This is a genomic window from Winogradskyella psychrotolerans RS-3 (assembly GCF_000427335.1).
Taxonomy (GTDB): Bacteria; Bacteroidota; Bacteroidia; order Flavobacteriales; family Flavobacteriaceae; genus Winogradskyella; species Winogradskyella psychrotolerans.
On the sequence record NZ_ATMR01000128.1, the window covers coordinates 27,364 to 51,537 of the forward strand.

The 24,174-nt window shown below is 33.3% G+C and carries 21 protein-coding genes and 1 tRNA gene; 9 read left to right on the plus strand and 13 right to left on the minus strand.

The genetic code is table 11. From position 1 onward, the window contains the following. Window positions 1-293: 293 nt before the first annotated feature. From ADIWIN_RS13400 to ADIWIN_RS13435, 8 genes are all read left to right on the plus strand, one after another. Window positions 294-7,991 (plus strand): CLIPPER-2 domain-containing protein, encoded by a 7,698-nt coding sequence (locus ADIWIN_RS13400; protein ID WP_020896675.1) that lies wholly within the window; start codon window positions 294-296, stop codon window positions 7,989-7,991. 14 nt (window positions 7,992-8,005) lie between these two features. Beyond that, on the plus strand, window positions 8,006-8,941 hold the full coding sequence (locus ADIWIN_RS13405; protein ID WP_020896676.1) for a PorP/SprF family type IX secretion system membrane protein: 936 nt from the start codon (window positions 8,006-8,008) through the stop codon (window positions 8,939-8,941). Between the two features lie 12 nt (window positions 8,942-8,953). Beyond that, on the plus strand, window positions 8,954-10,909 hold the full coding sequence (locus ADIWIN_RS13410) for an OmpA family protein (RefSeq protein ID WP_020896677.1): 1,956 nt from the start codon (window positions 8,954-8,956) through the stop codon (window positions 10,907-10,909). Between the two features lie 126 nt (window positions 10,910-11,035). Further along, window positions 11,036-11,563, plus strand: a complete 528-nt coding sequence (gene idi / locus ADIWIN_RS13415) for an isopentenyl-diphosphate Delta-isomerase (RefSeq protein ID WP_020896678.1) — start codon at window positions 11,036-11,038, stop codon at window positions 11,561-11,563. Beyond that, window positions 11,563-11,973, plus strand: coding sequence for a 6-pyruvoyl trahydropterin synthase family protein (locus ADIWIN_RS13420; RefSeq protein ID WP_020896679.1), 411 nt, complete (start codon window positions 11,563-11,565; stop codon window positions 11,971-11,973). The genes idi and ADIWIN_RS13420 overlap by 1 nt, the downstream gene beginning before the upstream one ends. Window positions 11,974-11,982: 9 nt before the next feature. After that, window positions 11,983-12,945, plus strand: coding sequence for a type I phosphomannose isomerase catalytic subunit (locus ADIWIN_RS13425; RefSeq protein ID WP_020896680.1), 963 nt, complete (start codon window positions 11,983-11,985; stop codon window positions 12,943-12,945). Window positions 12,946-13,027: 82 nt separating this feature from the next. Further along, window positions 13,028-13,297, plus strand: a complete 270-nt coding sequence (locus tag ADIWIN_RS13430) for a hypothetical protein (protein ID WP_020896681.1) — start codon at window positions 13,028-13,030, stop codon at window positions 13,295-13,297. Window positions 13,298-13,366: 69 nt separating this feature from the next. Continuing rightward, window positions 13,367-13,440 (plus strand) — tRNA-Thr (locus ADIWIN_RS13435). A gap of 205 nt (window positions 13,441-13,645) precedes the next feature. On the opposite strand, the gene ADIWIN_RS13440 is transcribed toward ADIWIN_RS13435, so the two are convergent. From ADIWIN_RS13440 to ADIWIN_RS13470, 8 genes are all read right to left on the minus strand, one after another. Further along, window positions 13,646-14,356 carry a DUF4369 domain-containing protein gene (locus ADIWIN_RS13440; protein WP_020896682.1) on the minus strand — a complete coding sequence of 237 codons (711 nt, stop codon included), beginning with the start codon at window positions 14,354-14,356 and terminating at the stop codon, window positions 13,646-13,648. 52 nt (window positions 14,357-14,408) lie between these two features. Next, on the minus strand, window positions 14,409-15,719 hold the full coding sequence (locus ADIWIN_RS13445; RefSeq protein ID WP_020896683.1) for a DUF819 family protein: 1,311 nt from the start codon (window positions 15,717-15,719) through the stop codon (window positions 14,409-14,411). A 64-nt stretch (window positions 15,720-15,783) separates the two neighbouring features. Continuing rightward, window positions 15,784-15,963: a type II toxin-antitoxin system antitoxin gene (locus ADIWIN_RS13450; RefSeq protein ID WP_020896684.1), complete on the minus strand. Its 180-nt coding sequence runs from the start codon at window positions 15,961-15,963 to the stop codon at window positions 15,784-15,786. A 7-nt stretch (window positions 15,964-15,970) separates the two neighbouring features. After that, entirely contained in the window at window positions 15,971-16,477 is a 507-nt protein-coding gene (locus ADIWIN_RS13455; protein WP_020896685.1) for a hypothetical protein, read from the minus strand. After that, on the minus strand, window positions 16,477-16,635 hold the full coding sequence (locus ADIWIN_RS20110; protein WP_020896686.1) for a DUF4177 domain-containing protein: 159 nt from the start codon (window positions 16,633-16,635) through the stop codon (window positions 16,477-16,479). Before ADIWIN_RS20110 ends, ADIWIN_RS13455 begins: the two co-directional genes overlap by 1 nt. Beyond that, the gene (locus ADIWIN_RS13460; protein WP_020896687.1) at window positions 16,632-16,820 is read right to left on the minus strand and encodes a hypothetical protein; all 189 of its coding nucleotides are present in this window, start codon (window positions 16,818-16,820) and stop codon (window positions 16,632-16,634) included. Before ADIWIN_RS13460 ends, ADIWIN_RS20110 begins: the two co-directional genes overlap by 4 nt. 1 nt (window position 16,821) lies before the next feature. Beyond that, the gene (locus tag ADIWIN_RS13465; protein ID WP_020896688.1) at window positions 16,822-17,682 is read right to left on the minus strand and encodes an SPFH domain-containing protein; all 861 of its coding nucleotides are present in this window, start codon (window positions 17,680-17,682) and stop codon (window positions 16,822-16,824) included. Between the two features lie 333 nt (window positions 17,683-18,015). Beyond that, the gene (locus ADIWIN_RS13470) at window positions 18,016-18,942 is read right to left on the minus strand and encodes an alpha/beta hydrolase family protein (protein WP_020896689.1); all 927 of its coding nucleotides are present in this window, start codon (window positions 18,940-18,942) and stop codon (window positions 18,016-18,018) included. A 540-nt stretch (window positions 18,943-19,482) separates the two neighbouring features. Between ADIWIN_RS13470 and ADIWIN_RS13475 the strand changes: the two genes are divergently transcribed. Next, on the plus strand, window positions 19,483-20,163 hold the full coding sequence (locus ADIWIN_RS13475; protein ID WP_020896690.1) for a M15 family metallopeptidase: 681 nt from the start codon (window positions 19,483-19,485) through the stop codon (window positions 20,161-20,163). Here the strand turns inward: ADIWIN_RS13475 and ADIWIN_RS13480 are convergent. From ADIWIN_RS13480 to ADIWIN_RS13500, 5 genes are all read right to left on the minus strand, one after another. After that, on the minus strand, window positions 20,113-21,339 hold the full coding sequence (locus ADIWIN_RS13480; protein WP_051155468.1) for an MFS transporter: 1,227 nt from the start codon (window positions 21,337-21,339) through the stop codon (window positions 20,113-20,115). The two genes, ADIWIN_RS13475 and ADIWIN_RS13480, sit on opposite strands and share 51 nt — an antisense overlap. A 7-nt stretch (window positions 21,340-21,346) precedes the next feature. Further along, the gene (locus ADIWIN_RS13485) at window positions 21,347-21,703 is read right to left on the minus strand and encodes a DoxX family protein (RefSeq protein ID WP_020896692.1); all 357 of its coding nucleotides are present in this window, start codon (window positions 21,701-21,703) and stop codon (window positions 21,347-21,349) included. After that, complete coding sequence (locus ADIWIN_RS13490) at window positions 21,696-22,730, minus strand: hypothetical protein (RefSeq protein WP_020896693.1); 1,035 nt, start codon at window positions 22,728-22,730, stop codon at window positions 21,696-21,698. The genes ADIWIN_RS13485 and ADIWIN_RS13490 overlap by 8 nt, the downstream gene beginning before the upstream one ends. A gap of 25 nt (window positions 22,731-22,755) precedes the next feature. Then, window positions 22,756-23,298, minus strand: coding sequence for a hypothetical protein (locus ADIWIN_RS13495; protein ID WP_020896694.1), 543 nt, complete (start codon window positions 23,296-23,298; stop codon window positions 22,756-22,758). Window positions 23,299-23,375: 77 nt separating this feature from the next. After that, window positions 23,376-24,071: a hypothetical protein gene (locus tag ADIWIN_RS13500; protein WP_040757365.1), complete on the minus strand. Its 696-nt coding sequence runs from the start codon at window positions 24,069-24,071 to the stop codon at window positions 23,376-23,378. Window positions 24,072-24,174 lie beyond the last annotated feature (103 nt).

The following is a 24,174-nucleotide window of genomic DNA, read 5'->3' on the forward strand; positions in this document are numbered from 1 at the left end:
AACGATTTCTTAACACTTTTATTTTTTTATCCCTATTTAATAATTTTTCCCCTACGAAACATTGTTAACAAAACATAATTGATTTTTCTCAGCAGTTAAATGCTCATGCTTAATGTAAGAGTAATTATGTTTCGTTTTTGTTTAACAAGTCTGCCCATAGCTATTAATTTGCTAATGGTTAATGGATTATATATACTAACCTAACTATCATAAATTATGAGAGTACCTACTACCTTCTCTGCTTACGCGGCTATTAAAAGTTTTTTTTACATACCAAATCAGTATTATTCTTAATGGGTTTGGCGTTAACGCTATTTTCTTTTGTTAATTCAGCAGATTTAGGCGCAGATGAAAACATTAGTGAGGTTGATGTTCCAATCACCAATCCATGTAATACAGATTTCCCTACATCTATTACAGCATTAAATTATGATGATTTATCCGTTACATCTGATACTGACGGTATCTGTATTTTAGGTTGTGGTATAGATGATGAAGATTATTTAATTGATTCAAATGACAGTAATTATACCACTTTAACTACACTCGTTGGCTTAGGTGTCACTCATACGCTAAGGGTGACTGATAATACTACGGATGAATTTTATACTGCAGGTGGTTTTGCAGGTTTTTTAATTGAAAACACCTCTGTGGTACAAGTTGATCTACTCAATAAAATGGTGATTACAACATATTTAGATGGAGTAGTGCAAGAGTTAAAGGAAAGTAGTTCGTTAGCTGTTGTAAATAGTGACTTATTATCGAGTAACCAATTTTATGTCGGATTTGAAACAACGCTAGATTTTGATGCTATTGAAATTTCGATATCAAGTATTGCGGGTGTTTTTTCTAGAACAAAAGTATATGCTGCTGTCACTGAAAATTTTTGTGCAGGACCAGAATTAGTATGTAATACTCCAACCATGTTTGCCAAACCAGAATTTCCTGCTAGAATAGTGGAGGAACACACTGGGATGGGCGGATTTTTAAGTGTTGGAAATGTTATTGATGCTGAAGCAGCTGTAGATTCTAATACAAATAACTATGCGAGTATCAATATTATTTTAGGAGCCTTAGCATCAGGGAGTTTAGCTATAAAAGATGAGTTTACAGACTATCCAGCAAATACATATGCTGGATTTGATATTGAAAATTCATCCGTACTAAATTTAGATTTATTTGATAGGGTTACTATTACAACCTATTTGGATGGTTTACTTCAAGAAAGTCAAACAGGAAGCTCAGAACTCATAGCTTTAGATAGTGCTTTACTATTAACAGGAACTGAACGCTCGCGTGTTGGTTTCGTATCAACGTTACCTTTTAATGAGGTTCAAATCAGTATTAATCAAACTGTTTCAGTAGACTTAGGAAGTACGAGAGTTTACGGATTAGTTTTAGAATCATTTTGTGAAGGAGAATTAGACTGTAATACAGCAACAGTATTAAGCAATCCATCGCAGCCGGTAATTATTAATACTTCGAATACAGGAGTAGACGGTTTAGCTTGTGTGGGTTGTGAAGTTGATAATGCTATAAATGTAATCAGTGAAAGCAATTCAGATTTTGCAATGATAAATGTTGTTGCAGGTGTGGCTAATTCAGCTTCTATTTCAGTAGAAAATGTATTAACTACGTTTCCATCAGGAAGTACAGCAGGATTTATAATTAGAGATACCAATGATTTATTAGAAGTCGATTTATTAAACTCGCTAACATTAACCACCTATTTAGATGGTATAGTGCAAGAGTCTGAAACATCGAGTAGTTTACTAGCACTCGAGGCTTTAGGATTAATAAATATTACACCTTCATATACTGATGGATTTTATTTAGTAGGTTTTGAAACGAGTCTTCCCTATGATGAAGTCAGAATAACAGTTGGTGCGTTGGTAGCTGTTATAAACAGTATAGAGGTTTATGGAAGTTATGTAGACACCTCAATTAAAATTGAGGGAACGATTGTCAATGAGACTGTTCTTGGTGTTTCAGATGGGAGTATTTCCGTATCTGTATCAGGTGGTACGCCTCCGTATTCATATTTATGGAGTCCAAACGGCGAAACTTCAAATTCAATTAGCGGTTTATCTCCAGGAACTTATACGGTAACGGTTACGGATGCTTTAGACTGTGTAGATACGGTTGAATTTATTGTTTATACAGATGGTGTTCAATATCCTGTACCTTGTAATACTCTCGATCCCGTAGAAATTACATCAATGGGTTTTACGGATTTATCAGTGTTTAAAAATACGACAGGGATCTGTGCTATAGGATGTGGTGTTGATAATGAAGGGAATCTATTAGATGAAGATAATAACAACTACGCAACCCTAGCAACGGTCGTTGGTTTAGGTGTAACGCATTCGTTAACAGTAACAGACGAAACGGTTGATGAATTTTTTACAGGAGGTGGTTATGCTGGTATGTTAATAGAGAACAATTCTATTCTTCAAGCAGATTTATTGGAAGCTATTGTAATCACAACCTATTTAGATGGTGTAGAACAAGAATCAGAAACAAATACAGCTTTAGCTGTAGTGAATAGTACATTATTAGGAACTGATAAATATTATGTAGGGTTTTATACAACCATGGATTATGATGCCGTTGAAATTTCAATATCAAGTTTATTGAATGTGCTTTCTACTACTAATGTCTATCATGCTGTGACCAACAGTTTTTGTGAAGGTCCAGATTTAATATGTAATACGCCAACAGCATTGACAAAACCAAGTTTTCCGGTAAGAATTGTGGACGAACGCACAGGTACCGGTGGGATATTAAGTGTTGGAAGTATTAATAATACAAATCGTCTTTTTGATTCAAATACGGGGAATTATGCTACAATCGATTTGTTAGCAAGTGTTGCGGGTACTGTTTCATTAGCGGTTAAAGATGAAATAACGGATTATCCGGCGATGACTTATGCAGGATTTGATATTGAAAATGCAACGCTTTTAAATACACAATTGTTTGATGCTATAACGGTTTCGACCTATCTAGACGGCACATTTGTTGAGTCGCGCACAGGGTCAACTGAGCTTGTTCCTGTAAATTCAGGTTTATTACTAACTAGTAACGAAGCTTTAAGAGTGGGATTTGTTTCAACAGCTCCTTTTGATGAAGTGCAAATCACCCTTTCTCAACTTGTATCCTTAAATTTAGGAAGTACACGCGTCTATAGTGTGGTGTTAGAATCCTTTTGTCCTGGAACGATAAATTGTGATGAGCCTTATGTATTATCTAATCCAAACGATTCTGTAATTATCAATTCATACAGAACAGGAACAGAAGGCATAGCTTGTGTGGCATGTGAAGTTGATAATTCTCAACATGTAATTTCTCAAGATGGAAGTGATTTTGCCCTAATTAATGTTGTAGCAGGAGTTGCAAGTACAGCTTCAATTTCTGTACAAGATGTACTTTTAGATTATCCGATTGGTACAAGAGCAGGTTTTATTATAAGAGATACAAATGATTTATTAGAAGTTGATTTATTAAACTCAATAACACTGACAACTTATCTTGATGGTCTTCAACAAGAACAAAAAACAGCAGGTAATCTATTAGCTTTAGAAGCATTGGGTTTAATTAATATTACTCCATTAACTACTGATGGTTTATACATTGTTGCTTTTAATGCTGCTTTAAGCTTTGATGAAATACAAATTACCATCGCATCACTCGTAGGTGTTATTAATTCAATTGAAGTGTATGGTGGTTATATTGACGCCACAAATTCAATATTATGTGATACAGCAAAAATTGCGATTGTAAAAACAGGAGTCTTTAATGATGAGAATAGTGATAACTGTAGCGATTCTGGTGAAACCATAACTTATAATTTTAGTGTAACTAATGAAGGAGTTGTCGATTTAGCTTCAGTAGAATTAACGGACTTAATGTTAGGTGGAGTACTTACTTTGGTTTCTGGAGATGATGATGCCGATAATGAATTAGACGTTGATGAAACTTGGCTATATGCAGCTAATTATACATTAACGCCACCTGATATAGATGCGGGTGTCGTGAGTAACCAAGCTACGGTTGAAGCTGTAAATGTTATCGATGGTACAACGGAAACAGACCTTTCAGATAATGACAGTGTTTTTGAAGATAACCCAACTGAAACAATTCTATGTCAATCTGCAGATATCGCAGTAATTAAAACAGCTGTCTTTAATGATGAGAATAATGATAGTTGTAGTGATTCTGGCGAAACTATAACGTATACATTTAATGTTACTAACGAAGGAAATACAAGTATTACTTCAGTAGTGTTAACGGATGCCATGTTAGGTGGAATTATCGCTTTAGCATCTGGAGATGATGATGCAGATAACGAATTAGATAGTGATGAAACTTGGATCTATACAGCGAATTATACAGTAGTACAATCTGATATTGATTCGGGTATTTTAAATAATCAAGCGACGGTTACAGGAATAGATAGTATCGATGGTTCAGAGGTAACAGATCTTTCTGATGATAATAGTGTTCTAGAAGATCATCCAACCGAAACAATTTTATGCCAATCAGCAGATATCGCAATAATTAAAACAGCTGTTTTTAATGACGAGAATAATGATAATTGTACGGATTCTGGAGAAACTATAACGTATACATTTAATGTTACTAACGAAGGAAATACAAGTATTACTGCGGTAGAATTAACTGATACTATGTTAGGTGGAATTATCACTTTGGCATCTGGAGATGATGATGCTGATGATGTATTAGATGTAGATGAAACTTGGATCTATACGACGAATTATACAGTAGTGCAATCTGATATTGATGCTGGTATTGTCAGTAATCAAGCGACTGTTACAGGAATAGATAGTATTGATGGTTCAATAGTAACAGATCTGTCTGATGACAATAGTGTTTTAGAAGATGAAGCAACTGAAACAGATTTATGTCAAACAGCAGAAATTGCTGTAATCAAAACAGGCATTTATAACGATGATAATACAGACGGTTGCGGGAATGAAGGTGAAACTATTACGTATACATTTTCAGTTACTAACGAAGGAAATACGGCCATTACTACAGTAGAGTTAACAGATACTATGCTAGGAGGAATAATCGCTTTAGCATCAGGAGATGATGATACAAATAATGAATTAGATGTTGATGAAACTTGGATCTATACAGCAGATTATACGCTATTGCAAACAGATATCGATGCTGGTGTTGTCAATAATCAAGCGACCGTAACAGGAGTAGATAGTATTGATGGTTCAACGGTAACAGATCTTTCAGATGATAATAGTGTTTTAGAAGACGATGCCACTGAAACTGACTTATGTCAATCTGCAGAAATTGCAGTCATTAAAACGGGTGTATTCAATGATGAGAACAATGATAGTTGTAGCGATGCAGGTGAAACGATTACGTATACGTTTAACGTAACCAACGAAGGGAATTCAAGTATTATTTCTGTAGAATTAACAGACACAATGTTAGGAGGAATAATCGGTTTAGAGTCTGGCGATACAGATGCGGATAATGAATTAGATGCTAATGAAACTTGGATTTATACAGCAACGTACACACTAACACAATCTGATATTGATGCAGGTGCTGTAAACAACCAAGCGACCGTAACAGGAATCAATATTATAGATAGTTCAGTATTAACGGATTTATCAGATGATAATAGCGTTTTGGAAGATGAAGTTACTGAAACCATTTTATGTCAAACAACTGAAATTGCCTTAATAAAAACGGGAGACGTTAACGACGCTAATAACGATGGGTGTGGTAACGTAGATGAAACAATTACTTACACATTTACGGTAACTAATAAAGGAAATACGACTATCACTTCAGTCGAGCTTTCCGATACGATGTTAGGAGGAATAATCGCTTTAGAGTCTGGGGATGATGATTCTGATAATGAATTAGATGTTGATGAAACCTGGATTTATACAGCAAATTATATACTAACCCAATCTGATATTGATGCAGGTGTTGTAACTAACCAAGCTACGGTTACAGGTTTAGATAATATAGACGGTTCTATCGTAACAGATCTTTCAGATGATGATAGTGTTTCTGAAGATGATGTCACTGAAACATCAGTATGTCAATCAGCTGTAATAGCATTAATAAAAACAGCAGAAATTAATGACGAGGACAATGATGGATGTGGTAATGTAGATGAAACGATTACTTATACATTTACGGTGACTAACGAAGGAAATACAACTATTACCTCAGTAGAATTAAATGATACGATGTTAGGTGGAGTTATTGCTTTAGCGTTTGGAGATGATGATTCTGATAATGAATTAGGAGTTAATGAAACCTGGGTTTATACAGCAGACTATGCATTAACACAATCCGATATTGATGCTGGTGTTGTAAATAATCAAGCGACTGTTACAGGTTTAGATAGTATAGATGGTTCTGTAGTAACAGATCTTTCAGACGATGATAGTGTTTCTGAAGATAATGTTACTGAAACGGCTTTATGTCAAACTGCAACAATAGCAGTTGTGAAAACCGGCATTTATAATGACGTAAATACTGATGGCTGTGCGGATGCAGGCGAAACAATTACATACAATTTTACGGTAACTAACGAAGGGAATTCAAGTATTACTTCGGTAGAGTTAACAGACACTATGTTAGGTGGAATAATGGACATGTCTTCTGGTGATGATGATGCGGATAATGAATTAGACGTCGATGAGGTTTGGTTCTATACAGCAGATTATATATTGACACAGGCAGATATTGATGCAGGTGTTGTAAATAACCAGGCCATTGTTACAGGAATTAGTATCATAAATGGTGCTGTATTAACCGATTTGTCTGATGATAATAGTGCATTAGAAAATGATATCACAGAAATGTTTTTATGCCAGAGAGCATCTATCGCAGTTGTAAAAACAGGCGTATTTAACGATGATAATTCAGATGGATGCGGAAATTTAGGGGAGACAATCACCTATACATTTGAAGTTACTAATGAGGGTAATATAAGTGTACCTGTAGTAGAGTTATGGGATAGTATGTTAGGTGGAGTAATGGTTTTAGCGTCTGGAGACGATGATGCTGATGCTGAGCTAGATGTTGATGAAACGTGGTGGTACACGGCAGATTATATGCTAACACAATCTGATATAGATGCAGGTGTTGTAAATAATCAAGCTACTCTTACGGGAATGAATATTATGGATGGTACCATGCTAACAGATTTATCAGATGATGATAATGCGATGGAAGATGATGTCACAACTACTGTAATATGTCAATCAGGATCGATATCTCTCGAAAAAGTAGGTGTATTTAATGATGAGAATAGAAATGGTGTTGCTGAGATAGGTGAGACTTTAACTTACACATTTACGGTTTATAATACAGGATCAATTACGCTCTATAATATTAGTATAGAAGATCCGCTTCCAGGTATAGTGATTGAAGGCGGGCCGATTGTTTCTTTAGCGGCTGGCGAAATAGATGATTTTACTTTTACAGCAATATATACACTGACACAAGAGGATATTGATAATGGCGAGATAACAAATCAAGCTGTTGCTACTAGTACTGGATCGGATGGTGAAACCTACACCGATACATCTGATGATCCAAATAATTTTGATGATGTAGATAATAACGATGATGATGAACCAGATGATCCTACAATTACAGACTTGCCTGAAATATTGAGTTCAGACTTTGAAATATTTAATGCAATTACTCCAGATGGAGATGGTGAAAATGATTTCTTTAAAATAGTTGGGATAGAAGATTTTCCTAAGAATAATCTTAAAATATTTAATCGATGGGGAATTTTAATTTACGAAATGGATGGCTATGGAATAAATGGTAAAGTATTTAGAGGATTCTCAGATGGTAGAAGTACTATTAATAGGGATGAGGAACTACCTACAGGAACTTATTTCTATATACTGAGACGATTTGTCGGAAACCAAACATTAACTAATGAAGGATATTTATATATAAAAAATAACTAAACCCCAGAAATCTTATGAAATATTATTTTTTATTACTACTAGTTTTTATGAGTGTTAGTTTGAGCTTTTCTCAACAAGATTCGCAATACACACAATACATGTATAACACGCAAGTTATTAATCCTGGTTATATAGGGTCTAAAGATGTACTTAGTTTTGGACTGTTATATAGATCACAATGGGTAGGATTTGAAGGCGCACCAAAGACAGGGACATTTACAATAAGTTCTCCCATAGGAGAAACTAAAAAAATGGGAATAGGGCTTTCTATTGTAAGTGATCAAATTGGTCCTGCTGCAGAAACAAATATTGTTGTTGATTATTCATATTCTCTAATGTTTTCTGAGGTGTCAAGATTGTCATTTGGCGTAAAGGCAGGTGTGAACTTCTTAGACGTTGATTATACTAAGCTTAATATTTACGATGTTAATGATTATCAGTTTTCAGAGAATATAAATAATAAGCTTTATCCACAAATAGGTGCTGGAATATATTATAATACAGATAAAATGTATTTAGGGTTATCGGTTCCTAATCTTTTAAATTCAAAGCATTATAACACCGATAATATAGATAATATAAGTGTTGATGCACTCGCCATTGAGCGCTTACACTACTTTCTAATAGCAGGCTATGTTTTTGATATTAATGAGAATTTAAAATTTAAACCAGCAACGATGATTAAGATGGTTGATGGGTCTCCGCTTCAAGTTGATATCTCAGGAAACTTTCTGATTAATGAGAAATTTACATTGGGTGCAGCATATCGCTTTGATGCTGCAATTACTGCCATGGCAGGATTTCAAATTACCAATAAACTATTTATAGGTATGGGATATGATTATCAAACAACAGATATCGAAACTTACAGTGATGGCTCATATGAGGTATTCTTAAAATTTGATGTTTTCAAAAATGTCGAACGTATACTAACCCCTAGATTTTTCTAAACTTTTAAGATTATGAATACACGTATATATAAAATAATACTATGTTTTTTATCACTCATTTTCTTTGTGAGTTCTTTTGCTCAAACAGGGAAATTAGAAAAGGCAAATGTTAAATTCGATAAGTATCATTATATAGATGCTCGAGAAATTTATTTAAAAGTAGTCGATAATGGTTACCGATCTGCTGAAATTTATAGAAAGTTAAGCGAAACCTATTATTTTAATAGTGAGTATTCTGGAGCCTCTAAATGGTATTATAAATTATTAAATGAGTTTCCAGATGATTTGGTCGTTACTGATTATTTTAGAGCAGCACAATGTTTGAAAAGTTCAGGCGAACCGAGAGAAGCAGAACGTTTAATGGAAATTTATAAAACTAAAGGAGGCACGGCTCTAACTATAGATTCTTATAAAAATGTGGCAGATACGCTTTTTGAAAAAGGGGTGAATGATAAATTATTTGAGCTAGCTAAAATAACGGTCAATACTGAGTACTCAGATTTTGGTCCTGCATTCTACGGTGATAAAATTGTTTTTGCATCAAGTGATAAATCTGTAAATGCGTTTGAAGATCAATCTGTTGATCTTGCAGGATGGGATAAACAACCTTTTTTAGATTTGTATCAGGTTGTTGTAGATGAAGACATGAATCTTAAAGAGGTAGAACTTCTTAAAGGTGAGATTAATACGAAATATCATGAGTCTACTGCTGTTTTTTCTAAAGATGGAAATACAATGTATTTTACAAGAAATAATTTCTTAGACGGTAAGAAAAGAAAAGATAAAGATTTTGTCATCAGGCTTAAGATTTATAAGGCGACCAAGGCAGGAGATGCATGGGGAAATATTAAGGAGCTTCCGTTTAATAGCGATAGCTATTCTATTGGCCACCCAGCATTAAGCACTGATGAAAATAGACTTTATTTTGCTTCTGATATGCCTGGTACATTTGGAATGTCAGACTTATGGTATGTTGATGTTTTAGGAAACGATAGCTATACCAAACCTGTAAATATGGGTAATAAAATTAATACGGCTGCTAGAGAAACATTCCCATTTGTAAGTACAGAAAACAACTTGTACTTCTCTAGTGACGGTCATAAAGGGTATGGAGGCTTAGATATTTTTGTGACCAAATTAAACGAAGATGATTTTGGAGAGATCGCAACCTTTGGCGAGCCTATTAACAGTGTGAAAGATGATTTTAGCTTTATTATTAAAGAAGGACGAATTGGGTATTTTACGTCAAATAGAGACGGAGATGAAGGCAGTAAAAGTGATGATATTTATCAAATTTGGGAGCATTGCGAAATTACAATTCAAGGACCAATTACAGATGAAGATACAGGTGAATTAATACCTAATGCAGAAGTTACGCTGTTGGATAGTAACAATGACGAAATTCAAAAACTAGTTACAGGAGATGATGCATTATTTACATTCAATTTAGAGTGTAACCAAAGGTATGTCATTAGAGCAAAAAAAGAGGGGTATAATCCTAAAGAGGAAATCTTTGAAACGCCTAAAAATCCTAAGACCATTGAGATGCCAATTGTTTTAAATATTCCTTTGACGATGAAGGTTTCAGATCCTTGTCCACCTAATGATTTAGGTTGTAAGTTAACGTTGCAGCCCATTTATTTTGACTATGATCAATCTAATGTTCGCCTAGATGCAGAGATAGAATTAGCTAAAATATTAGCAGCATTAAATGAATATCCGCAATTAAGAATCCATATAGAATCTCATACGGATTCTAGAGGTAGAGATGCCTATAATCTAAAATTATCGCAACGTAGAGCTAAATCTACATTACAATGGTTATTAGATAAAGGAATTGCTAAAAACAGATTGTCAGCAAAAGGTTATGGAGAGTCTCAATTGATTAATAAATGTGTTAATAATGTTGAGTGTAGTGAAGAAGAACATCAATTAAATCGTAGATCAATGTTTATTATAAAAGAATAACTCATAATTTTCACCGAATATAAAATACCTTGACTGTGTTATATAGTCAAGGTTTTTTGCGTTATTTCAATTCCTTTTTATGAAAACATTAATGGATTTTAAAGTTTTACTTGGTATTTTTGCTACATGATCGAAGAACAAGTCATCTTAGTAGATGAAAATGATAATAAAATTGGTTTAATGCCAAAGATGGAAGCACATGAGAAGGCGCTTTTACATCGTGCATTTTCCGTATTTATATTTAATGATAAGAACGAACTAATGCTTCAGCAACGTGCTATGCACAAATATCATACTCCAGGTTTATGGACTAACACCTGTTGTAGTCATCAACGCGATGGTGAAAGTAATTTGGAAGCCGGTAAACGACGTTTGCAAGAGGAGATGGGTTTTGTAACAGATTTAGAAGAAAAGACCTCATTTATCTATAAAGCCCCTTTTGATAATGGATTAACAGAGCATGAATATGATCATGTCATGGTTGGATATTTTAACGATAACCCAAATATTAATCCGGAGGAAGTGGCGAGTTGGAAATGGATGTCATTAGAAGCTGTAAAAGCTGATATTGCTGAAAACCCACAACTATACACGGCTTGGTTCAAAATTATTTTTGAAAAATTTTACGAATTCATAAATGTTAACAAACAATAATGAAGGTTACAGTACATAGAAAAGCACATTTTAATGCAGCGCATAGATTATATAGAAAGGATTGGACTTTTGAAAAAAATGATGCCGTATTTGGTCTGTGTAATAACCCAAATTTTCATGGTCACAATTATGAGTTAATTGCGAGTGTTACAGGAGAAATTGATCCAGAAACGGGTTATGTTATTGATATTAAAACATTGAAGGATATTATTAAATTAGAAGTTGAAGATGCTTTTGATCATAAGAATTTAAATGTTGAAGTCCCAGAGTTTAAAGATTTAAATCCTACAGCAGAAAATATTGCTGTGGTTATTTACAATAAAATTAAACCAAAACTCAACGCTAAGTTTCATCTCGAAATCACATTGTACGAAACGCCTCGTAACTTTGTAACCTATTCAGGAAATTAATAAAGAAGCATGTTATATCCGTTAAAATTTCAACCGATTCTTAAAGATAAAATTTGGGGAGGAGAAAAGTTAAATCAGTACTTCAATAAAGCTTCGAGTTCAAAAAACCTAGGTGAGAGCTGGGAGATTAGTACAGTGCCAAATGATATTTCTGTTGTTGGTAATGGCCAATTAAAAGGACAATCACTTCAAGATTTAGTAAATAATTATAAATCAAATCTTTTAGGAGATAAAAACTGGAAACGTTTTGGTAACGAATTTCCTTTGCTCATAAAATTTATTGATGCAAAACAAGATCTAAGTATTCAGTTACATCCTAATGATGAATTGGCGAAAAAACGACACAATTCATTTGGTAAAACCGAGATGTGGTATGTAATGCAAGCCGATAAAGACGCTAATCTTATTGTTGGATTTAAAGGAGAGGTCGATAAAGAAACTTACTTAGAGAATTTAGAAAAGAATACGCTTACTGAAATTTTAAATTTTGACAACGTAAAAGAAGGAGATACCTATTTTATAGAAGCAGGAAGAGTCCATGCTATTGGTGCAGGCGTATTATTAGCAGAAATTCAGCAAACTAGTGATGTAACGTATCGTGTTTACGATTGGGATCGTGTTGATGATAATGGTAATGAGCGCGAATTACATAACGATATAGCCATTGATGCTTTTGATTTTGAAATGGAAAACGATTTTAGAATCGACTACCAAAAACAAAAAAATATATCTAACGAAATGGTAAGTTGCCATTTCTTTACTACAAATTTTATAGAAATAGCGTCTGAGCTAGACATTCAAAACACACACGATTCATTTGTAATATATATGTGTGTTGATGGAGATGTTGAGGTTTTGACTAAAGATTCTACAGAACATATTTCTAAAGGGGAAACCATTTTGATTCCTGCTGAAATTAAAAACTTTAAATTAAAATCGGTTTACGGTAAACTTCTAGAAGTGTACGTTTAAAACTTACGATAAAAAATAATAATGAGAATCAAATAACTAAAAGGATTTAGTACTTTTGCGGTTATTATAAAAAATAATTATCATGTCGAATAAAAGAGATTTAAAAAAAGATATCAACTACGTATTAGGAGATATTATTGAAGCAGTTTACGTTTGGGAATTAGCGAATGCTGAAAAGCCAACCAAAGAAAGCGAAGCTGTTATAGATGAAGCTATCGTAACGTTTGATGAGTTAATTGCTCGTGTTAATGATAGGGGTGCAGAAAATAAAAAAGCTCATTTTAAAGCGATTAGCGCAGATCTTGAAACTAAAGGAAGAGCTCTTATCGAAAAAATCAATAAATTAAAGTAAATTGATTTGCAAATTTGAAAATCTATTTTAAATTTGCGCTCGCTTACCGAAATAAGGTAAGCATTTTTTGCCGATGTAGCTCAGCTGGCTAGAGCAGCTGATTTGTAATCAGCAGGTCGTGGGTTCGAGTCCCTCCATCGGCTCTTAATTAAAACTTCAATTACTGTAAAGTAGTTGGAGTTTTTTTATTTGGTGCAAGCAATGATAAACGGCAGAAGAGAAGATTAGGCCGAACTTGCTTAAGTCAATTCAGTCCTTCAATAAGCTTTATAAAACAAAAAAATCCAATCATATTAATGATTGGATTTTTTAAATGCAGAAAGACTAGACGAAGTTTTTTATCGCGTACTAATTATTAGAATTTCTATTTGCTATAACTTCACTTAACTTTTTACCATATAGCGAATTTTTAATTTCAGGATTTAAATTGTTATAGATAGAATCTATATAAACCGGATTGGCATTTCGTGCTTCATATAAGGCTAAATATGGCGAGATTTCACTATCCTTATTATTCATGGCGTACTGAATGGTATAAGCATATTTACGCTTTATAAGGTGATCTGCTAATGTGTTCAAAGAATCTAGTGCAATACTGTCATTTTTTTGTTGAGCCTTAAAACTTGCTTCAATGATATCTAAATTTCTATTATTATAATTAGACATCACGCTTAGGTATTCTTCCAAAAGTTCTTGTTGTTTAGAACCTTTAATTTCAGAATCATAATTAAAACCTTTTAATGACGTTGAAATTTCAGTAATACCTTTATCTGCAAAAAACGGAATATAATGCTCAGCCCCATCATTTTTGAAAAGTTTTAAATAGAGTAGAATAGGCTCGTCTATATTGGTGTGTAGTGTGAATTCTGTTTGACCTTTAATAGTCATAGAATCTAAATCTACGATACTAGAATCTCCATCCTTTTGAAGATAAACGACTCCCTTTTTTAAACCTTTAATATTTCCTTTTAAGGTAAAGTTAGCGTCGTTGTTTTTACCACAAGAAACGGCTAATATTATTAAAATTATGAGACTTAGTACTTTGTTTAATTTTGTCATCTTTTTGCTAAATAATTAGGTGCGCAAATATCTTATAATAGTTTTAATATTACTAACTAACAGCTGCTAATTCCATTAAAATTGTACAACCAATGGCAGCAATAGTCCCAACCGCATATCCAAATACGGCAAGCAAAACTCCAACAGTAGCTAAAGAAGGGTGAAAAGCAGAAGCGACAATAGGAGCAGAGGCTGCGCCACCAACGTTAGCCTGACTTCCAACGGCTAAAAAGAAATAGGGTGCTTTAATAAGTTTAGCAACAACAATTAATAGTATGGCGTGAATTGTCATCCAAACAACACCGATTGCAATAAGTCCAAGGTTATCAAAAATCATTGTCAGATCCATTTTCATTCCGATACTAGCTACAAGAATGTAGATAAATACACTACCGAATTTACTCGCGCCAGCACCTTCATAATTTTTAGCTTTTGTGTTAGATAATACGATGGCGATTATAGTAGCAATACTAATCATCCAAAAGAATTTTGAACCTAAAAAGGTAAAGATATTACGTGTGGTTGGTGATTGAATATCTGCAACAATGCCCTCAAAAAGTGGGGCGAGAAAATTGGCACTTAAGTGTGCAATACTTACCGTACCAAAAGCAATGGCACAAATAACCATTATATCCGTAAGCGATGGATTTCGTTTTACTTTTTCAGAAAACGTTGACATTTTTTCTTTCAATTCCTCAATTGACGATGTGTCTGCTTTTAACCATTTATTAATACGATTTCTTTTTCCGATACCAATTAATATAATAGCCATCCAAATATTAGCGACAACAATATCTACAAATACCATTCCGCCGTATTTAGCTTGGTTGTATCCATAAATTTCTAACATCGCCGTTTGGTTGGCTCCGCCACCAATCCAACTTCCTGCTAGAGTAGAAAGGCCTCTCCAAACTGCATCTGGTCCAACACCACCAACAGTTTCTGGTGATACGCTTGCAATTAATATAATCGCAATTGGTCCACCGATTACGATGCCTATTGTTCCTGTGAAAAACATAACTAAAGCTTTCCAACCTAAATTGAAAACGGCTTTTAAATCAATACTCAAAGTCATTAATACTAAAGCAGCAGGTAGTAAGTAGCGGCTAGCCACATAATATAGACTAGAACTATGTTCTGTAATAACACCTGTGTCAGAAATCGTTGTCCATTCTGGTGAAATTAAACCTGTGGTTGTTAAAACAGCAGGAACCATATAGGCCATAAATAATCCTGGGACTATTTTGTAAAACTTAGCCCAAAATCCTGTTTTTATGGACTCGGTTATAAACACAAATCCTAAGGCTAACATTAAGAGCCCAAATACAATAGTATCATCAGTAAAAATCGGAGTATTATCCATGGTTTAGTTTATTTAGAACACGCAAAATACGAAAATTTAAAACTAAAAAAGTGACCGTTTCCGATCACTTTTTTTCTGTTGAATTATCCTTTGGCTTGGGTTGCCGGTTATGTTCTTTTAGATACTGCATTAGCATCCATTCTATCTGGCCATTAGTACTACGAAATTCGTCTGATGCCCATTTTTCAACGGCTTTCAGCATATCTTCATTCATTCGTAAAGCAAAGGCTTTCTTCTTAGACATATTAATGTTACTGTTTAAATTTTAATTTATAGGTCGCAATAGTGTTTTTAGCATTTTCTTCGTGTTGTGTACCAATTAAAAGGTTTTTACCGTTTTTTAATGTGATTTGAATTCCGACGTCGCCAGAAACGTTTAAGGCTTTTCCTTTAGATGATGTATTCCAAATTGCTGTACCTCTTATACCCCAACCACCATATTCTCTAAAAGGATTGTAGGTCCTTACATAAACGTTATCTATAGCATTCCATGTAATGGTTTTATAACTCCAATGAAACGGAAAAAATTGATAGTGAATGCCTTTTTCATCTATTCTGGTACTCAGCTTAAACAGAAATAGTATTGCAGAAGCCAAAATAATGAAACTAATAATTGATAATAATTCTGAGGTGGTTAACGTGTTAGGGTCTTCGATGTAAGTTTTTATTACAACACCAATAGGAACGAATAAACTGATTAGCATAAGTATAATTAACCATGGTTGATTAAAACGTTGTTCTTCTTTAAAGATTTTCATTATCTATTTTTATCACGTTCAAAAACTACGGTTGCCCAATTCACAGCAATATCCTTAACAACCCAACCCTCACGAGCATATTGATTAAGAAGATCTTCAAAATTTTGAATACGATTTCTAAAGCCTAATTTGGGTGTCACCACTTTATATTCTTTCATAATGTATCATTTTTACGGTCTGCCTTAAAAAACACGAAGGCAAATATAATTCCTATTAATGTTCCGATAATTGAACCAAATATTAAACTCGTTGCAATGGTATCTGTTATAGCACCAATAGTGGTACCTATGCTACTTCCAATAGCTGATCCTATACCGATACTATAAATCTGTTTTTGATTCATTTTAATGATTTAAAGTTCCTGTATTTAAAACTGGTGAGGCATCTTTATCTCCACAAAGCACAACCATAAGATTACTAACCATTGCTGCTTTTCGTTCTTCATCTAAATCGACAACATTTTTTTTGCTAAGCTGCTCAATGGCCATTTCTACCATGCTTACGGCTCCTTCTACAATTTTGTGACGTGCTGCAACAATCGCTGTGGCTTGCTGGCGCTTAAGCATAGCATTAGCAATTTCTTGCGCATAGGCCAAGTAGCCAATTCGTGCTTCTAAAACCTCGATGCCTGCAATGGATAAACGTTCGTCTATCTCTTTTTCTAAGGCGTTGCTCACTTCATTAACACTAGAGCGCAACGTAATATCTTCGTCTACACCTTCATCTGCAAAATTATCATAAGGATACATACTTGCTAGTTTACGAACAGCGGCATCGGTTTGCACACGAACAAAGTTTTCGTAATTATCTACATCAAAAGCTGCTTTATAAGTATTATGAACACGCCAAACTAAGATGGTGCTAATCATAATAGGGTTACCTAATTTATCATTCACCTTTAAGCGTTCGCTATCAAAATTGCTTGCTCTAAGTGAAATCTTCTTTTTAGTGTAAAACGGATTTACCCAATAGAAACCATTCTTTTTTACGGTACCAACGTATTTTCCAAATAAAAGTAGAACTCTAGAACCGTTAGGTTGTACCATTAAAAACCCGAAGGCTAATACCAATGCGAATACGATACCAAATACAGGCCATCCAGTTTCTGTAATTGGGATTAAGGCAATACTTCCAAAGAAGAGTAATATAAATAAAAATAGCATTAGGTAGCCATTGGCTGGGACGATGATTTTTTCTTCTTTCATAAGTTTAGAATTTGGTTGGTTAATTATTTTTTAATTCAAAGTGATATTAAAATGATATCATAAAGATATACTTAAATTCATAAGTATGCAATTTTTAAAAAAATAAAGTTTGGCACAAGGTTTGCACACTAATAATTGTAATGATTATTACAGCTGTTGTCAACTGATAACAGCACTACAAAGTCGTAACATTACATTGGTTGGTTAGTTAGAAAAAGCATCTCGTGGTTGGGATGCTTTTCATTTTATTAAGTTAGTTAAGTTAAAAAAGCATCTCATTTCTGATATTTATCAGTAGAGATGCTTTTTGTTTTATGTGGATAGAAAATAAGATTAAGACTTCATAAATGCTGTTACACCAGTTATAAGTTGCGGAGAAATAGCTCTAAACGATTCGTTGTACGATTTTGAATTTTCTAAATCGTCACCTTCAATTTCAAAAAGTACATGGTTCATGTTTTCTATAATCAATAGTTCTGCTTCGCTATTCGCTTCTTTTAGGACTTCAGCTTCACTAACAGAAACTTGAAGGTCTTTTGTGCCATTAATAATAAGAATTGGCATTTGTAGTTCTTTAATAATCTCAGTAGGATTGTAAGACATCCAATTCATCATAAAATCTTGTATGTCCGGACCAAATAGTGATCCCAATGCATCAGGAAAATCCGTTGTAGTTTCTCCTTTCTTTAATAAAGTGACGACACGCTGTGTTTCCTCACCTAGTTTTGGAGCCATTTTAGTGACTTGTTCTATGAGAACATCTCCTATATTATTACCAGCACCTGCCAGAGAAATAAATCCGTCAGCTTTATCTTTAGCGGATAACATACCAACTAAACTACCTTGGCTATGACCAACGATATAGATTTTATTGTAAGTCTCTTTGTCTTTAAAATAATTTAAAACATCTGATGCATCATTCACAAAATCATCGAACATGATGTCTTTAGCGACCTTATTTTGAAGAATTTGTTTTACAATACGCTTATCGTATCTAAATGTGGCAATGCCGTTTTCGGTAAGGCCTTCTGCTAATTTTTTTAAAGAGTTGTTTTTAAGGAAATTTTGATTACCATTTCTATTGGTGGGGCCAGAGCCTGCTATTATTATTGCTAAATTAGGTTTATCTATAGTTTTAGGAATAAGTAATGTGCCATCGATCCATTTTGAGATTGATAATTCTTCCTCATTATAAGTTTTATCTTGACTAAACCCAAGAGTGCTAACTAAACATAGAATGAAAATTAAATAGTGTTTCATTTTTTTAAATTTTTAAGAGGTATAAAGTTAATCCATATTAGACTGAATTCTATATTTGTTTCAAATTTTATACCAGTCTATGCGTCCTATTATGAAAATCACGCCACGTACAGAACTGTATTTCATCGTTGAAATGCCTCGTTTTATCTTTAAATGTTAAAATTACATGTATTTCAGCGATTAAATATGTTTTTTAGCGTTGTAATTGAAAATGAATTATATATTTGACTCGTACTAAAATTTAGTTTTTAGTTCAATGGATTAATTAATTAATATTTGCCTTGTGTTTTGTTGACTTAGAGACCCTAAATCTACTAGCATAAAAAAAAGCAAATAAATGAAAACCGAGATTGAGGGATCTCGGTTTTTTGTTTTTATGGCTTCAACTACGCTCAGCCACCAAGTCTATTATCAAAGATTCATAATGTCTCATAATAGAATTTGGAATGTAAATTAATTCCGCATTTGGCAACTAAAAATGTTGTTTCTCTTCTGAAAACAAATTCATAATTTTATTTTTGATTAAATTAGTGCATTGATATGAATTATAAAACGCTTATATATTTAGGAAGCCTGTTGTTAATCACTTTAGGTTTTAGTAAACAACAGATCTTACCTGATGGTTTTGTGTATGCTAAATCTGTAATTCCGGATTTAGATGTGGAGTTAAGATATTTCTCGCAAAACAATTTTGTTGGTGATACTATTGATGGTTATAATGCCAATCGTTTAATTATTACCAAAGGCACAGCGGAAAAATTAAAATTAGTTCAAAACGAGTTACAAGAGCAAAATCTTTGTCTTAAAGTTTATGATGGTTACAGACCACAACGTGCCGTGAATCATTTTATAACTTGGGCACGCAAGCTGAATGATACCGTTAACAAAGCCATTTTTTATCCTGAAGTTCAAAAGAAAAACTTATTTAAAGCGGGTTATATTGCATCACGATCTGGCCACAGTAGAGGTAGTACCGTCGATTTAACGATTACAGATGGTGAAACAGGGAAACCTTTAGATATGGGAAGTCCTTATGATTTTTTTGGTGAAGCCTCTTGGGTTGCTCATGATGCCTTAACGGACGAACAAAAGAAAAACAGACAGTTATTACAAACGGTTATGCTGAAACATAATTTTAGAAACTACTCAAAAGAGTGGTGGCATTTTGCATTACGTTGGGAGCCTTTCCCAAAGACCTATTTTGATTTTGAAGTAGAATAATCTAGTTTTTTTTAAGTAAATCAACCCAATTATAGGACCTAATGCTAAAACTACAAAAGCATAAGGTGCAAAAGCGATATCCGTAAATAAATAGTTTAATAATTGAATGCTGATTATTGTTAAGCTAAATCCAATACAATTTACTATGGTCAATGCTGTTCCAATAGATTGAACTTCACAATTTTGAGCAACCAAAGTAGAGAATAAAGGTGAATCTGCGATGACTACCATTCCCCACATTACTAGAAACAGAATAAAAATAGGTGTAGAGCTAATCATAAAAAATAACGGAGACAACAAACAACACAATCCGGAAATGGTTAATGCCCAAACAGCAGTTTTTTTGACGCCTAATTTATGAGAAATAAGTCCACCTAAAACACAAGACACCGTTCCTGAGGCTATAACAATAAAAGAATATAAAGGTATATTCAGTGATACATTATGTAGTTCTGAATGCATCATTAGTAGTATCGGAACAAATGTCCAAAAGGCATAGAGTTCCCACATGTGTCCAAAATATCCGAATGCTGCAGAGCGAAAACTAGAATTTTTAAAAACGTTTAACACCTTAGACATATCAAATTTAGCAGCGCGCTTTTGGTAAGGTCCATTAGGCACTAATATTACAATTAGAAAGCCACCTATTAACGCTAATGCTGAAGTTGCCCATATGACGACTTCCCATTTAAGATTAAATTCAAAAGACTGAATGAGATAGGGAAAAGCGGTGCCTAAAACTAAGGCTGCAATTAAAAAACTCAGTGATTTCCCTAAGCCTTTTTCAAAATGATCTGCTGCAATTTTCATTCCCACAGGATATATACCAGCTAAGCAAAATCCAGTGAGAAACCTAAAAACTAATAACGTGAAAATCGTATTACTAGAATATAGGATACCAAGATTAAATATGGCACCCAAAACAGCACAGATAAAAAATACACGAGATGGTGAAAATCGATCGCTTAGCGTAAAAATGGCAAAAATAAAAGTACCGATAATAAATCCGAATTGTACAGAAGAACTAATGTAGCCTAAGGATTCTGAACTAAGATTAAAGAACGAAATTAAATCGTCTATAATAGAGTTTCCTGCAAACCACAACGACGTACAACAAAATTGAGAAAAGATAATTATGGGGAGCACCCATTTTATAATCGTAGTCTGATTTTTCAAAAGTAACTTAGTTTAAATAGATCCAAGCCCAATACATCAAGCCAAACTGAAGCGGTAAGCGTAATATTAAAATCCATTTCGGAATTCCGGCAGCCGCTTTTTCGCTAGAAAGCATGTAAACATGAACTAAAAGAAACACGGCGAGCATTGCCATAATACCATAAATAGAAAATGCTTTTACTGCGGGAATACACAAACCTATGCCTAAGACTATTTCGGCAACTCCACTCAAATACACTAAAGCCTTATGATTTGGTAAATACCTTGGCATTATACGCATATACATTTTTGGCTTTATAAAATGTATGAGTCCTGCAATTATGTACATTGCAGCCATTATATAAAGTCCAATAGGTTCACTCATCTTTATAAGTTTTATAGGTCAATCCTATACCGTAATTAAATAGATTTTTATCTAATAAACTCGATTTAAATTGATCGCCTAAGTCGAATTTCAACCAATTATTGCCATTAATAAATACACGTTTTATAAAGGTGTTTTTTGTTTCCATTTGATCAGTAAAAGGTAATAATGGTCTAAAATTGGTTGGTATTTTTACAACGTCTCCTTGTCTAGATTTTATTTCTTTATATTTTTTATTCGGTAATAATTTGCCTTCATCGTTAGTATAGCCTAACACCTGAAGCGATACAAAAAAGCCATTTTCAGGAATAAAAAGGTTATAGTCCTCAATATTTAGTGTATAAGCATCTCCATCTTTTTCAGTGGCTCTAAAAACAGTCGTTTCATAGGTTAAAACCTTACCCGGTTTTCCATCATTATTTTCGTAGAATTGCACTTTAAATAGGGTAGAGAACTTTTTTTTATCACTGTTAGAGCGGTTTCTTTTATTCCAATCTTTTGATTCTAAAGCAATAGGGAATAGTACCTCTGAAAGTTGTTGATCTTTAGAAGTTGTTTTAGGGAAATAAACAGCAATTTCAGATTCAATAGTAGGTAACCAACATTTATAATAGTCGTCATCTAAATAAGGTTTTAGTTTCTCTTCTTTAAATTTTCGATCTATTTTATTAGCAATCATAACGGCATCTAATTGATGTGCTTCTGGTTGCATTACTAATTGATTTGGTAAATTATTTGTTGCAATATTTAGGTCCTTAAAACCTAAAGCGGATATAAATAATGAATCAATATCTGGATATAATTTTTTTGTAAAGACAAATTGACCTTCATCGTCAGCAAATAGACCGTTACCATTACCAAAAGATATGGTTGCGTAGCTCACAGGATATGTTGTGATGCTATCTTTAATTGTAATTTGAGCAAACGAGATTTGCCCAATGAATAAAAGAATAAATAAGAATTTCTGCATGGTTAAGCTTATAGATTTTAAAGATACATTATTTATACGCATAAAAAAACGCCTCATTTCGAGACGTTTTTTATATTGTTTACTAATCAGGATAATACCAAAATGGTATAGAAGCTTCAGTTTTTGATATAGTATCTGATTCTTTTAGTTCTCTTCGTTTTACATAAAGCATATGTTTACCTTCTTCTATGTTTTTAATACCAATATAAGTTTCAAAGCCATTTTGCTTTTTTACGGTTTTTCCAAGTACAAAATCGGTTTTATACAGAGTAGAATCAATTTCAACAGAATAGAGCGTATTAAAAGTTTTTAAATAGTCACTTTTTAATGAGCTATCATTGGAGCCAGAATTCATGGAACCTATTTCAGATGTAATCCCTCTAGTGTCTTCCTCAGGTTTTAAACTTGGGTTGAATTGGTAAATTTCGTCTTCTATAAATTTATCAAAAGCTATAAAGACTTTAACGTATGGTTCGCTAATTACTTTACTATTAATCGCAATATTTTTAATGAAATCAGATTCCTCAACTAACATATCTTCGTAATTTAAAGAATTAGAAATGTTATTGCTCGAGTCCTCAATAAAATTAAAATAGTTAGATTGATTGTAATATAAAGAAGTCATCCATATCAATAAAATATATATAGGAAGTAAAAAAAGACTCAGCCGTTTTCCAAATTTATTGTCTAGAAAATTATAAATTAATGGTCGGTATAAAAAGGAAAGTGTGATAATGCTAAAAACCCAGTAGAAAGGAAAATATACTTTGCTAAGCCATTTTTTCTTTTTAAATAACCGAGCGTAATAAAGTCGATAAAAGTTAGTAGCATACCAATAACTACAAATGCTAAAAGGATAATACCAACGTACGTAGAAAAATCACGAAAGGTATGACCATTAAAAAACACTGAAATTATTGTAGCAATTGATCCTATGATTAGAACAAGAGCGAGTAAATAAAAGATGAGTAAAAACGTGATTGCGAAAATAATGCTACAGTAGTCTTCTAATCTTGCAATATACCTATCAAACGAGCCTACTTTTATTTTTAGATAATTGCTAAATCGTTCGGTATAATTTAAAGTGTCGTATTCAATGTCTCCAGAAACATACCGTAATCCTAAGGCACCAATCCATAAGCCTCGTAAAAGCACATGGAGAAGTAAGTTAAAAATTAATATGGAACATGCAGAAAGTGCAAGAATTAAAATCAATGTAAAAAACAGATTATTATCGTTTTGAGACTGGTGATAGGCCATCTTCATTTCTAAAGCTGGATAGGCTGAGAATAATCCAAAAATAGCAAAACCAGAAATCAGCAATTCTAATTGCCAGCTTTCTTCTTGTAATCGATCTAATAATTTTTTAAACGCAGGTTTCTTGTAATCGTCGCTCATCTTTATATTGGGTAGATTGAAATTCAGGTTAAAATTAGACATATTCAATTAAAATCAATCTTTTTTATTCTATTTTGAAACGCTTTCTAAATTCTATCGTTTT